This window comes from Pseudonocardia sp. ICBG601 (assembly GCF_020496245.1).
In genome coordinates this window covers 179,886-192,022 of the sequence record NZ_JAHLJA010000152.1, presented here as the reverse complement: position 1 = coordinate 192,022, position 12,137 = coordinate 179,886, and the positions used below count along the sequence as shown (strand labels likewise).

Sequence of the window (12,137 nt, the reverse complement as noted above, 5' to 3'; positions counted from 1 at the left end):
AAGGTGCTCGATCATCTGGTCCTGGCCACCCCCGACGTCGACGACACCGCCGCTGACCTGGCCGGACGTCATCTCCACACGCTCGAGGGCGGGCCGCACGTCGGTGTCGGCACCCGCAACCGGCTGGCCGGGATCGGGCCGGGCCGGTACCTGGAGGTCGTCGGCCCCGACCCCGCGCAGGACGAGCCGGGCGCACCGCGCCCGTTCCGGATCGACACCCTGACCGCACCCGCGCTGGTGACCTGGGCGGTGCGCGTCGACGACCTCGACGCCGCGCTCGACGCGGCCCGCGCCGCCGGGCACGACCCGGGACCCGCCCGGGACATGTCCCGTCGGCGCCCGGACGGCACGCTGCTCGCGTGGCGGCTCGCGTTCCCGCCCGACGACGCGGGCGGGGTGCTGCCGTTCCTCATCGACTGGGGCGCCACCCGGCACCCGTCGGCCGACCTGCCGGTCCCGGCGAGCCTGCGCACGCTGCGCCTGACCCACCCCGATCCGGAGCGGGTGACCGCACTGCTCGACGCCGTCGGTGCGGGTGGGGAGGCCGAGGTCGTCGCGGGGGAGACGCCGTCGCTGCAGGCCGTGCTGGACCTGCCCGGCGGGCCGCTCGTGCTCTGAGAGCCGGGGCCCGCCGGGACGGTGTCAGACCGTGTCGCCGCGCTTGACGCGCGGCTTGGGCACCCGCATGCGGCGCGGCTGGGTGGCGCGGGAGAACGCGTACCACCCGGTGCCGAGGCCCTTGATCTCCTCGTCGGGGAACTTCGCGCGGGCCTTCTTCAGGACCTGCATGCCCAGCAGCGTGCCCTCGACGACCATCACGATCAGCATCAGGAACGTGAACAGCGTGACGTACTGCTGGATCACCGGGTTCTGGATCAGCGCGGCGACCAGCACGAGCGCGGCCAGCGGCAGGAACAGCCCGATGACGTGCGGGCGCGAGTCCACGATGTCGCGCACGTAGGCCCGCACCTTGCCGCGGTCGCGGGGGAGCAGCACGCGGTCGTCGCCGGCGTCCATCCGCTTACGGCGCTCCAGCGCCTTCGCCCGGCGCTCGTCCTTCGACGGCCGGGTGGCGCGGGCCAGCTTCGCGGCCTCCCGCTGGGTGCGCGGCGGGGGCGGCGCGGGACCGCGCCGCCTGCCCTCGGCGTCACGGCGCTTCGGTGTCGCCCGGCCCTTGCCGGGGGTGGTGTGGGGACGCGAGCGGGTCGCGCCCTCGTCCTCCGTCTCCGCAGCGTCCGTGCCCGCCGGGGACTCGACGGCCGTCTGACCGGCCTGGTCGGAGCTCTCGGAGCGGCGCAGGAACCTCACAGGTGTCCACAATACGGGCCGCCGCTAGCCTGCCCCGCATGCGCATCGTGGTGGCTCCCGACTCCTTCGGCGGAACCCTCAGCGCACGGGAGGCGGCCGAGGCGATCGCCGCGGGCTGGCGGCGCGGCGTGCCCGGCGCCGACGTCGCGATCGTCCCCCTCGCCGACGGCGGCACCGGCTTCGCGGAGGTGCTGCACACCGCGCTCGGCGGGACCGTGCACGAGCGGGAGGTCACCGGCCCGCTCGGTGACCCGGTGACCGGGTCCTGGCTGCGCGTCGGCGACACCGCCTACCTGGAGTGCGCCTCGGCGTGCGGGCTGCACCACGTCCCGCGCGAGGACCGGGTCCCCGGGGTCGCCCGCACGGCGACGACGTCCGGGGTGGGGGAGCTGCTCGCCGCCGCCCGCGACGCCGGCGTCACCACCGCCGTCGTGGGGCTCGGCGGGTCCGCCACCACCGACGGCGGCGCCGGTCTGCTGGCCGCGCTCGGCGCCGTCCCCGTCGACGACGACGGCCTCCCGCTCCCGCCCGGCGGCGCGGCCCTGGACTGCTGCGCCCGCCTCGACGGGACCCCCGACCTGGGCGGGATGACCCTGGTCGCGGCGAGCGACGTCGACAACCCGCTGCTCGGACCGCACGGCGCCGCCGCCGTGTTCGGCCCGCAGAAGGGCGCCGACGACGCCGCCGTCACCGAGCTGGACGGCGCGCTGACCGTGTTCGCCGGGGTGCTCGCCGACCTGGCCGGGCGCGAGGTGCGCGACCTGCCCTCGGCCGGCGCCGCGGGCGGTCTCGGCGCCGCGCTGCTCGCCCTCGGCGCGCGGGTCGAGTCCGGTGCCGGGCTGGTCCGCGGCCTGGTCGGGCTCGACGCCGAGCTGGACGCCGCCGACGTCGCCGTCACCGGGGAGGGCAGCTTCGACTGGCAGTCGCTGCGCGGCAAGCTCGTCACCGCCGTCGCCCGGGGTGCGGCCGACCGCGGGACGCCGTGCGTGGTGCTGGCCGGGCAGGTCAGCGTCGGCCGCCGGGAGGCCGCGGCGGCGGGGGTCGACGCGGCGTTCGGGGTGGCGGAGGAGTTCGGCCTGGAGGCCTCGATGGCCGACCCGGCCGGGACCCTCGCCGACCTGGCCGAACGCGTCGCTCCCCGCTGGAGCCGGTGAGCCCCGTCACCCGCCCGTCGGCGAATCGCACGGTCTCCGCCCGGATGCGGACCCGCCCGACGTCGTACTATGGATTCCGACGCCCGGTGGGAACAGGGCGGACCACGCACGTTGTTGGGAGAGTCATGACCGTTGACAACACCTTGGACGCGGGCGCGACCACGGAGCAGACGCACGGCGTGGAGCTGACCGACTCCGCTGCCGTCAAGGCGCGCACCCTGCTCGAGCAGGAGGGCCGCGACGACATGCACCTGCGCATCGCCGTGCAGCCCGGTGGCTGTGCCGGCCTGCGTTACCAGCTCTTCTTCGACGACCGGTCGCTCGACGGTGACCTCTTCCGTGACTTCCACGGTCTCAAGGTCGGCGTCGACCGGATGAGCGCCCCGTACCTGCAGGGCGCCACGATCGACTTCGTCGACACCATCGAGAAGCAGGGCTTCACGATCGACAACCCGAACGCGGGCGGCTCCTGCGCCTGTGGCGACAGCTTCAACTGACGTCGCACAGCAGCACCTCCGAAGGGCCCCGCCGGTGATCTCCGGCGGGGCCCTTCGCCGTGGGTGACGTAGGGTCCCCTGTGTGCCTATTGCCGTGACGGGGTCGATCGCCTCCGACAACCTCATGCATTTCCCGGGGAAGTTCTCCGAGCAGATCCTCGCCGACCAGCTGGACCGGATCTCGGTCAGCTTCCTGGTCGACGACCTGACGGTCCGCCGGGGCGGCGTGGCCGGCAACATCGCCTTCGCGCTCGGTGTGCTCGGCCAGAACCCGGTGCTGATCGGCGCCGTCGGTGCCGACTTCGCCGAGTACAAGCAGGTCCTAGACGACCTGGGTGTCGACACCTCCGGGGTGCACACCCACGTCGACGTCCACACCGCCCGCTTCGTCTGCACCACCGACGACGACATGCGCCAGATCGCGTCCTTCTACACGGGCGCCATGGCCAAGTCGAAGGAGATCGAGCTCGCCCCGATCGCCGAGCGCGTCGGCGGGTTCGACCTGGTGCTGATCGGCGCCAGCGACCCCGAGGCCATGCTGCGCCACACCGACGAGTGCCGCGAGAAGGGCTACGCGTTCCTCGCCGACCCGTCCCAGCAGCTGGCCCGCATGGAGGGCCCCGAGGTGCGGCGCCTCATCGAGGGCGCCACCTACCTGGTGACCAACGACTACGAGTTCGAGCTGCTGCTCAAGAAGACCGGCTGGACCGCCGAGGAGATCGGCGCCAAGGTCGGCACCCGGATCACCACCTTCGGCGAGAAGGGCGCGCTGATCGTCGAGGCCGACGGCACCGAGACCCGGATCGACGTCGTCCCGCCGACCGAGCTGGTCGACCCGACCGGTGTCGGCGACGCCTGGCGCGCCGGGTTCCTCACCGCGCTCGGCGCCGGGCTGCCGCTGGAGCGTTCGGCCCAGCTGGGTGCGCTCATCGCGACCTACGTCCTGGAGTCCGACGGCCCGCAGGAATGGACCTGGGACCGCGACGCCGCCCTCACCCGGCTGCGCGACGCCTTCGGTGACACCGCCGCCGACGAGATCCGGGCCGTCCTGCCCGGCTGACCCCCGCCGTACGAGAACGGGCCGGCACCCCCGCGGGGGTGCCGGCCCGTCGTCGTGCGGGGACCGCTCAGATCTTGACCGGGTAGGTCGGGGTCGGCACCTCGGGCACGATCCGCTTCTCGACGAAGATCCCGTGCCACAGCAGGAAGACCAGCACCGCCCAGATCCGGCGGGAGTGGTCGACCGGGCCCTCGCGGTGCGCGTCGAGCATGCGGTGCACGGCCTGCAGGTCGATCAGGTGCCCGGCACCGGAGTTCTGCAGGATGTCGCGCGCCCAGGCGTACATCTCGTCGCGCAGCCAGTGCCGGATCGGCACCGGGAAGCCGAGCTTGGGCCGGTTGAGCACGTGCGGCGGGATGATGCCCTCGCAGGCCCGGCGCAGCGCGTACTTCGTGGTGCCGTTCGAGCCGTGGGTGATCTTCTGCGACTGCGGCAGCGACGAGGCGATGTCGAAGACCTCGGGGTCGAGGAACGGCACCCGGAGCTCCAGCGAGTGCGCCATCGTCATCTTGTCGGCCTTGACCAGGATGTCGCCGCGCAGCCAGGTGAACAGGTCCACGTGCTGCATCCGGGCGACCGGGTCCCAGTCGTGGCTGGCGAAGTAGTGCGGCGCCGTCACGTCCTGGTGCGACACCCGCGGGTCGTAGCCGCGCAGGACCTCGTGGAGCTGGTCGTCGCGGAAGATGCGGGCGTTGCCGTAGTAGCGCTGCTCCATCGACAGCGACCCGCGGCGCAGCAGGTCCTTGCCTCGCATGCCCTCGGGCATCTTGCGCGACGCCCGGCGCATGAGCGGCTTGAGCGTGCCGGGGACCTTCTCGAACGGCGACAGCGACAGCGGCTCGCGGTAGATCGAGTACCCGCCGAACAGCTCGTCGGCGCCCTCGCCGGACAGCACGACCTTGACGTGCTGGCGGGCCTCGCGGGCGATGAACCACAGCGGGACCAGCGCCGGGTCGGCGACCGGGTCGTCGAGGTACCAGATGATGAGCGGCAGGGCCTCCATCATCTCGTCCGGCTTGACGGTGCGGACCACGTGCCGCACGCCGATCGCGGCAGCGGACTCGGCGGCCACGTCGACCTCGGAGTAGCCCTCGCGCTCGAACCCGGTGGTGAAGGTGATCAGGTTCGGGTTGTGCTCCTTGGCGAGCGCCGCGATCGCGGTGGAGTCGATCCCGCCGGACAGGAACGCACCGACGGTCACGTCGGCCCGCATGTGCTTGGCGACCGAGTCGCGCAGCACGTCGGCGATCTCGCCGTGCACGATCGCCTCCGCCTCGGCGCTGGCCGGGGCGTGGCTGGGCAGCGAGATGAACTTCGGCGCGAAGTAGCGCTGGTGCAGCGGCTCCTCGCCGGGGCGCACGGTGACGTGCGTGCCGGACTCGACGCGCGAGATCATCCGGTGCAGCGACATCGGCTCGGGCACGTACTGCAGGGTCAGGTAGTGCTGCAGCGCGGCCGGCTCCAGGTCCAGCCCGATCTCCAGCTCACCGGCCAGCGACAGCAGCGACTTCTTCTCGCTGGCGAACGCGGTGCCGACCGGGGTGGTGGCCAGGAACAGCGGCTTGATACCGAACGGGTCGCGGGCCAGGAACAGCTCGCGCTCCACGACGTCCCAGATGGCGAAGGCGAACATGCCGCGCAGGCGCTGCACGGCGTCGGGGCCCCAGTAGTGGAACGCCGCGACGATGACCTCGCCGTCGCCGTCGGTGGCGAACGCCGCGTCGTAGGTCTCGATCAGCTCCTCACGGAGCTCGAGGTAGTTGTAGATCTCGCCGTTGAAGACGATGGTGTAGCGGGTGTCCTCGCCCGGCACCGGCCCCCAGTGCAGGGGTTGGTGGGAATGGTCCACGTCGATGATCGACAACCGGTTGAACCCGAGGACGAGGTCGTGGTCGTTCCACGTCTCGCTCTCGTCGGGTCCCCGGTGCCGCGCACAGCGCAGCCCGTCGGCGATCGGGTCGACCCGGGTCGCGGCGTCCGCCCCGGCGGTCAGCAATCCCAGCAGTCCGCACACACCGGTCAGTATGCCGAGTCAGCCGGACGGGTCTCGCGCGCCCCGGTGCGAAACGGTCTTCCCGCTGCGAGACTGCCTGTTTCCCCTGCGGCGGTGACGACGTTCACGCCCTGTCCGGGAACCCCCGGGGGGCGCGGCCCGACCGGGGTTCGTCTAGGCTCTACGCGAGGTCGAAGACGGTGCTCCATACGGGTGGCACATGATCCCCTTCGACCGCGGTGTCGTGACGGCGGAGCAAGGAAGAACGTGCTGGCAGTGCGGCGTACGCAGGAGACGACAGGAAGGCGGCGTGCAGTGGCCCGAACCGAAGGCCGCTCCCGGATCGCCCGGGCGGCGAAGGTGGCCGTGGTCGGCCTGCTGGCGGCTCCGGCTCTGGCCGGTTGCTCGGTCCAGGAGGTCATCCGGTTCGGGTGGCCCGAGGGGGTGACCCCCGAGGCCGAGTCGATGCGCAACCTGTGGACCTGGTCCGCGATCGCGGCGCTGGTCGTCGGTGTCATCACCTGGGGCGCCATGTTCTGGGCGATGATCCTGCACCGGAAGCGCAAGGACGACGACGGCTCGCTGCCGCGCCAGACGCAGTACAACCTGCCGGTCGAGCTCGTCTTCACGGCGATCCCGACCGTCATCGTGGCCGTGCTCTTCGGCTTCACGGTGAACGTGCAGAACTACATCGACAAGGAGAACCCGACCGCGGGTGGCCCGGCCGACCTGCGGGTCGACATCGTCGGGTTCCAGTGGAACTGGGAGTTCTCCTACCCCGACGAGGCCGGCCAGGGCGGACGCCCGGTGAGCACGCTGGGGACGAGCGACACGATCCCGATCATGGTCCTCCCGACCGACCGGTCGATCCAGTTCACGCAGCGCTCGCCCGACGTGATCCACTCGTTCTACGTGCCGGAGTTCCTCTTCAAGCGCGACGTCTTCCCGTTCCCGGAGCGGAACGAGCAGGACAACACCTACATCATCGACCGGATCGACCGTGAGGGTGCGTTCGTCGGTCGCTGCGCCGAGCTGTGCGGCACGTACCACTCGCAGATGAACTTCGAGGTGCGTGCCCTGGAGCCCGCGCTGTTCGACCGGTACATCCAGCTCCGCAAGGAGACCAACCCGCAGACCGGGCAGGCCTACTCGACCGGCGAGGCGCTGCAGGCGCTGAACTGCGGCGAGTGGTGCGCGCCGGAGGCGATCAGCACGCAGCCGTTCTCGACCGACCGCGGCCAGCTGGCCGCGCAGGTCACGGGCTGAGGGAGGACGCGCACCCATGAAGATCGAGTCCCGGCTCTTCGAGATCGTCACCGGCTTCTTCATCCTGGCCGCGCTGGCGTACATGTTCATCGCCGGTGAGGTCGTCGGCGTGACCGCGCTGTGGCTGACCGCGGGTCTGTCGCTGATCGTCGGCACGTACTTCCGGTTCGTCTCCCGCCGCCTCGAGGAGCGCCCCGAGGACAACCCCGAGGCCGAGGTGTCCGACGGCGCCGGCGAGGTGGGCTTCTTCTCCGCCGGCAGCTACTGGCCGCTGGGCCTGGCCGCCGCGGCCGCCTTCGCCGCCCTGGGTGTGGCCTTCTGGTACGCCTGGATGATCGTCATCGGCATGACGCTGGTGCTGATCGCCGTCGGCGGCCTGGTGTTCGAGTACCACCGCGGTCCCGCTGCGCACTGACCACCACGCGAACCGGCCCCATCCCCGTCACCGGGGGTGGGGCCGTTCGTCGTTCCGGGGTGCTCAGGCGCTCGCGTGCCCGGCGGGGGTGCCGACGTAGTGCCGCTCGATGTCCTCGACGAGCGTGGGCCCGCCGGGCTGCCAGCCCAGCAGGGCGCGCGTCCGGTCGCTGCGGGCGACGACGTCGAGCCCGGCGAAGGTGCCCAGCCAGCCGAAGTGCTCGCTCGGGACCTCCCGCACCGGCACACCCAGCCCGCGGCCGATCGCCTCGGCGATCTCGAGCATCGTCACGCCCTGCTCGCCCGCGGCGTGCAGCACCGTGCCGGCCGGGGCGGATTCGCAGGCCAGCCGGAACAGCCGGGCCGCGTCGCCGACGTGCACGGCGGGCCAGCGGTTGCCCCCGTCGCCGACGTGGCCGCTGACCCCGGTCCGCCGCGCGGTCTCGACGAGCACGGACACGAAGCCGGTGTCGCCCGCGCCGTGCACGGTCGGGGCCAGCCGGACGCTCGCCGAGCGCACGCCCGCCGCCGCCAGGTCGAGGACTTCCCGCTCGGTGAGCATCCGGCCCGCCGCGGGGCTGTCGGTGGCGGGCAGGTCGTCCTCGTCGACCGGGGCGCCGGAGCCGTGCCCGGCGAGCCCGGAGGCGATGACGAGCGGGCGGTCGGTGCCCCGCAGCGGCGCGGCCAGCGCCGCGACGGCCGCGCGGTCCGCCGCGACCGCGGCCGGGAAGTCGCCGCCGAAGGCCAGGTCGTGCTTGAAGGCGAGGTGGACGACGCCGTCGACCTGCGACGCCGTGGCGGACAGCAGGTCGAGGTCGTCCAGGTCGCCGCGGACGACCTCGGCCCCTGCCGTGTCGAGGGCGGTCGCGCCGGCGTCGGAACGGGCCAGCCCGACGACCCGGTGGCCCGCGCCGAGGAGCTCGGGGACGAGGGCGGAGCCGATCCAGCCCGTCGCCCCGGTGACGAGGATGCGCATGAGGTGCCTCCGTGTGACCGTGATGACCAGTGATGTCATCTGGTGCCATCACTGTACACCGCGATGACACCAGGTGTCGTCACGTAGGCTCGGGGGATGGGCAGATGGGAGCCGGACGCCGCCGGGCGGCTGCGCGGAGCGGCGCTGGACCTGTTCGAGGAGCACGGCTTCGACGGCACGACGGTCGAGGACATCGCGTCCCGGGCCGGGGTCACCAAGCGGACCTTCTTCCGGCACTTCGCCGACAAGCGCGAGGTGCTGTTCGGCGGCGACTCCGGGGAGTCGTTCGTGTCGCTGTTCGCCGCGGGACTGGCCGCGGCGGACCCGGACCTGCCGCCGGAGCGGGCGCTGACCGGTGCCCTCGAGCACGTCGCGGCCACGTTCGAGGGGCGGTGGGCGTTCGCGCGGCGCCGGCAGGGGGTGCTCGCGGCGAACGCGTCGCTGCGCGAACGGGAGCTGGTGAAGATGGAGTCCGTCGTGGGCGTGCTCACCGACGGTCTGCGCGCCCGCGGTGTGGCCGACCCCGCGGCGACCGTGGCGGCCGAGGCGGGCGCGGCGGTGTTCCGCACGGCGTTCGCGCGCTGGGTCTCCGCCGCGGAGGAGGGGGACCTCGCGGCCGAGGTCCGCACGGTGGCCGCCGCGCTGCGGGGCGTGGTCGCCGGGGGATGACCGGCGGTCCGGCCGGGCCGGACCGCCGGGGTGCGGTCAGCCCCGGGCGGCGCGGCCGAGCGCGTCGCGGGCGATGATGACCTGCTGGATCTGGCTGGTGCCCTCGTAGATCCGGAAGAGCCGGGCGTCACGGTAGAACCGCTCGACGGCGACGCCGCGCATGTAGCCCGCCCCGCCGTGCACCTGCACCGCGCGGTCGGCGACCCTGCCCACCATCTCCGAGCAGAAGTACTTCGCGGCGGCGGGCCCGGAGACCATGTCGGTGCCGTCGTCGAAGCTGCGGGCGGCGTCGAGGACCAGGCCGCGGCCCGCGCGGGCGTCGGTCACCGAGTCCGCGACCAGGCCCTGGACCAGCTGGAACCGGGCGATCGGCTTGCCGCCCTGTTCGCGGGTCCTGGCGAACTCGACGGTCTCGTGGACCAGCCGGTCGGCCATCCCGACGCAGACCGCGCCGATGTGCAGCCGGCCGTGGGCGAGGCACTTCGCGGCGACGAGGAAGCCCTTGTCGATGCCCTCCTCGCCGCCGACGACGTTCTCGAACGGGACGCGGACGTCGTCGAGGTACACGTCGGCGGTCCAGGCGCCGAACTGGCCCATCTTGTGGTCCTTCGGCCCGACCGAGAGGCCGGGGGTGCCCTTCGGGACGAGGAAGGTCGAGATGCCGCGGTTGCCGGGGGCGTCCGGGTCGGTCCGCGCGAACACCATGATCACATCGGCGACGGGGGAGTTGGTGATGTAGCGCTTCGAGCCGTTGAGGACCCAGCCGTCGCCGTCGCGGACGGCCCGGGTGGTGAGCGAGGAGGGGTCGGAGCCCGCGTCGGCCTCGGTCAGCCCGAACGAGGCGGTGACCTCGCCGGAGGCCAGCCGGGGCAGCCACTGCTTCTTCTGCTCCTCGGTGCCACCCTCCAGCAGCACGTGCCCGGCGATGCCGTTGTTGGTGCCGAACAGCGAGCGCAGCGCGGGGGTCGTCCAGCCCAGCTCGAACGCGAGCCGGACCTCCTGCGAGGCGGTCAGGCCGAGGCCGCCGTACTGCTCGGGGATGGTGAAGCCGTAGAGGCCCATCTCCTTGCACTGGGCGACGATGCGCTCGGGGACGGCGTCCTCGGCGTCGATCCGCTCCTCCTGCGGCACCACCTCGGTGCGGATGAAGTCACGGACGGAGTCCAGGACGTCGATGAGGTCGGCGGGGTCCACGGGCACACCTTCTCGCGTCGTCGCGTCTGTTACCGAGGGGTAGCTCACCATGTCGCCCCCGTCCCACGCGACCCCGGCGGGGTGTTCGTCACCGCCTATCCTCGGGGTGCACCCGTGCCGCGCCGAGCAGGAGGACCGCATGTCCGAGGAGCCGGCCGACCGCGACGTCGCCACCCGCCCCCGCCCCGCCCCCGACGAGCCGGGCGGCAGCCCGCTGGACCCGCACCTGGTCCGCGCGCTGGAGGGCTGGGGCAACGGGGCGCTGCGCGAGTACCTGCTGCGCGACGGGGGCCTGCACCTGCCGCACCCGCCGGGCTGGCCGTCGTCGTGGCCGGGGCGCACCCGGCTCGGCGCCCAGATGGCCTACCTGCTGACCGGGCTGCCGCTGGCGGTCGTCAGCGGGGTCGTGGTCCTGGTCGGGCTGGTGCTGGGCGCGGGGACGTTCGTGATCTGGATCGGGCTGCCGATCACCGTCGGGCTGCTGGCCGCGGCGCGCGGGTTCGCCGAGCTGGAGCGCCGGGCCACCGAGGCCGCGACCGGCGGCCCGCTCCCACCGCACCACTACCGGCCCAACCGCGGGCGCTCGCTGATGGGGCGGCTGTTCCGGGCCCTGGCCGACCCGCAGAGCTGGCGCGACGTCGCGCACGCCGTCACCGCGCTGCCGGTGCGGACGGTGACCGCGGCGGTCGCGCTGGTGTGGTCGGTCACCGGCCTGGGCGGGCTGTTCTACGTGTTCTGGCAGTGGTCGCTGCCGCGCGGGCCGAACAACTGGACGCTGTTCGGCTCGATCACCGGCATCGACTCCACCCTCGGTGACGTCGCGCTCAACACCGGGCTCGGCGTCCTGCTGTTGATGACCCTGCCGACGGTCGTGCGCTGGCTGACCGACATGCGTGCGCTGCTCGCGCGCGGCCTGCTCACCAACCAGACCGCCGCGCTGCGGGCCCGCGCACTGGCGCTGGCCGCCGGGCGGCGGGCGGCCGTCGCGGCCGAGGCACAGACCCTGCGCCGGCTCGAACGCGACATCCACGACGGGCCGCAGCAGCGCCTCGTGCGGCTCGGCATGGACCTGGAGTCCGCCGTCCGGCGCCTCGACGACGACCCCGAGCGCGCCCGCCCGCTGCTGCACGAGGCCCTGGAGCAGAGCCGCGAGGCGCTCTCGGAGCTGCGCGCGCTGTCCCGGGGCATCGCGCCGCCGATCCTCGCCGACCGCGGGCTCGGCCCGGCGCTGCGGGCGGCCGCGGGGCGCTGCCCGGTCCCGGTCGACCTCGACGTCGGCCTCGCCGACGGCGCCCGGCTGCCCGCCCTGGTCGAGAACACCGCGTACTTCGTGGTGACCGAGGCACTCACCAACATCGCCAAGCACGCCGGCGCGACCGCGGTGACGGTCACAGTGACCGTCGACGAGACCCTGCTGCGGGTCGGCGTCCGCGACGACGGCCGCGGCGGCGCCCACCCGGGCAAGGGCCACGGCCTGGCCGGGCTCGCCGACCGGCTGGAGATCGTCGAGGGACGCCTGGAGGTCGACAGCCCGCCCGGTGGCCCGACCGTCCTGACCGCGGAGGTCCCGGTCGCCGGCCTGGGGGACGCGTGACCCAGGATGGGT

At 73.4% G+C, this 12,137-nt stretch carries 12 protein-coding genes; 8 read left to right on the top strand and 4 right to left on the bottom strand.

Annotation, left to right across the window (positions count from 1 at the left end; translation table 11 throughout):
- Window positions 1-3 precede the first annotated feature (3 nt).
- On the top strand, window positions 4-618 hold the full coding sequence (locus KPL57_RS51250; RefSeq protein ID WP_226357679.1) for a VOC family protein: 615 nt from the start codon (window positions 4-6) through the stop codon (window positions 616-618).
- 24 nt (window positions 619-642) lie between these two features.
- On the opposite strand, the gene KPL57_RS51245 is transcribed toward KPL57_RS51250, so the two are convergent.
- Window positions 643-1,308 (bottom strand): DUF3043 domain-containing protein, encoded by a 666-nt coding sequence (locus KPL57_RS51245; protein WP_073574146.1) that lies wholly within the window; start codon window positions 1,306-1,308, stop codon window positions 643-645.
- 38 nt (window positions 1,309-1,346) lie between these two features.
- On the opposite strand from KPL57_RS51245, the gene KPL57_RS51240 reads away from it, so the two are divergent.
- The 3 genes from KPL57_RS51240 (at window position 1,347) to KPL57_RS51230 (ending at window position 4,019) form a co-directional block, all read left to right on the top strand.
- Window positions 1,347-2,462, top strand: a complete 1,116-nt coding sequence (locus tag KPL57_RS51240; protein WP_226357678.1) for a glycerate kinase — start codon at window positions 1,347-1,349, stop codon at window positions 2,460-2,462.
- 125 nt (window positions 2,463-2,587) lie between these two features.
- Window positions 2,588-2,959, top strand: coding sequence for an iron-sulfur cluster assembly accessory protein (locus KPL57_RS51235; RefSeq protein ID WP_062395963.1), 372 nt, complete (start codon window positions 2,588-2,590; stop codon window positions 2,957-2,959).
- Window positions 2,960-3,083: 124 nt separating this feature from the next.
- On the top strand, window positions 3,084-4,019 hold the full coding sequence (locus KPL57_RS51230) for a carbohydrate kinase family protein (protein WP_226358028.1): 936 nt from the start codon (window positions 3,084-3,086) through the stop codon (window positions 4,017-4,019).
- A gap of 67 nt (window positions 4,020-4,086) precedes the next feature.
- Here the strand turns inward: KPL57_RS51230 and asnB are convergent, their stop codons facing one another.
- A complete protein-coding gene (gene asnB / locus KPL57_RS51225) occupies window positions 4,087-6,033 on the bottom strand; it encodes an asparagine synthase (glutamine-hydrolyzing) (RefSeq protein WP_043282739.1) in 1,947 nt (648 codons plus the stop codon).
- A gap of 294 nt (window positions 6,034-6,327) precedes the next feature.
- On the opposite strand from asnB, the gene KPL57_RS51220 reads away from it, so the two are divergent.
- Window positions 6,328-7,278 (top strand): cytochrome c oxidase subunit II, encoded by a 951-nt coding sequence (locus KPL57_RS51220; protein WP_226357677.1) that lies wholly within the window; start codon window positions 6,328-6,330, stop codon window positions 7,276-7,278.
- A 16-nt stretch (window positions 7,279-7,294) separates the two neighbouring features.
- The gene (locus tag KPL57_RS51215; protein ID WP_062395961.1) at window positions 7,295-7,693 is read left to right on the top strand and encodes a cytochrome c oxidase subunit 4; all 399 of its coding nucleotides are present in this window, start codon (window positions 7,295-7,297) and stop codon (window positions 7,691-7,693) included.
- A 63-nt stretch (window positions 7,694-7,756) separates the two neighbouring features.
- On the opposite strand, the gene KPL57_RS51210 is transcribed toward KPL57_RS51215, so the two are convergent.
- Window positions 7,757-8,668 carry an SDR family oxidoreductase gene (locus KPL57_RS51210; RefSeq protein WP_226357676.1) on the bottom strand — a complete coding sequence of 304 codons (912 nt, stop codon included), beginning with the start codon at window positions 8,666-8,668 and terminating at the stop codon, window positions 7,757-7,759.
- 96 nt (window positions 8,669-8,764) lie between these two features.
- Between KPL57_RS51210 and KPL57_RS51205 the strand changes: the two genes are divergently transcribed.
- On the top strand, window positions 8,765-9,337 hold the full coding sequence (locus tag KPL57_RS51205; protein ID WP_226357675.1) for a TetR family transcriptional regulator: 573 nt from the start codon (window positions 8,765-8,767) through the stop codon (window positions 9,335-9,337).
- Window positions 9,338-9,373: 36 nt separating this feature from the next.
- Here KPL57_RS51205 and KPL57_RS51200 read toward each other — a convergent pair whose 3' ends face one another.
- A complete protein-coding gene (locus tag KPL57_RS51200) occupies window positions 9,374-10,531 on the bottom strand; it encodes an acyl-CoA dehydrogenase family protein (RefSeq protein ID WP_226357674.1) in 1,158 nt (385 codons plus the stop codon).
- Between the two features lie 139 nt (window positions 10,532-10,670).
- Between KPL57_RS51200 and KPL57_RS51195 the strand changes: the two genes are divergently transcribed.
- The gene (locus KPL57_RS51195; protein ID WP_226357673.1) at window positions 10,671-12,125 is read left to right on the top strand and encodes a sensor histidine kinase; all 1,455 of its coding nucleotides are present in this window, start codon (window positions 10,671-10,673) and stop codon (window positions 12,123-12,125) included.
- Window positions 12,126-12,137: the final 12 nt, after the last annotated feature.

What these genes read in the sequence shown, in the direction of transcription:
- KPL57_RS51195 (WP_226357673.1), top strand. Translation starts at nt 10,671, where the DNA reads ATGTCCGAGGAGCCGGCCGACCGCGACGTCGCCACCCGCCCCCGCCCC.
- KPL57_RS51215 (WP_062395961.1), top strand. Translation starts at nt 7,295, where the DNA reads ATGAAGATCGAGTCCCGGCTCTTCGAGATCGTCACCGGCTTCTTCATC.
- KPL57_RS51230 (WP_226358028.1), top strand. Translation starts at nt 3,084, where the DNA reads ATGCATTTCCCGGGGAAGTTCTCCGAGCAGATCCTCGCCGACCAGCTG.
- KPL57_RS51240 (WP_226357678.1), top strand. Translation starts at nt 1,347, where the DNA reads ATGCGCATCGTGGTGGCTCCCGACTCCTTCGGCGGAACCCTCAGCGCA.
- KPL57_RS51205 (WP_226357675.1), top strand. Translation starts at nt 8,765, where the DNA reads ATGGGCAGATGGGAGCCGGACGCCGCCGGGCGGCTGCGCGGAGCGGCG.
- KPL57_RS51235 (WP_062395963.1), top strand. Translation starts at nt 2,588, where the DNA reads ATGACCGTTGACAACACCTTGGACGCGGGCGCGACCACGGAGCAGACG.
- KPL57_RS51210 (WP_226357676.1), bottom strand. Translation starts at nt 8,668, where the DNA reads ATGCGCATCCTCGTCACCGGGGCGACGGGCTGGATCGGCTCCGCCCTC.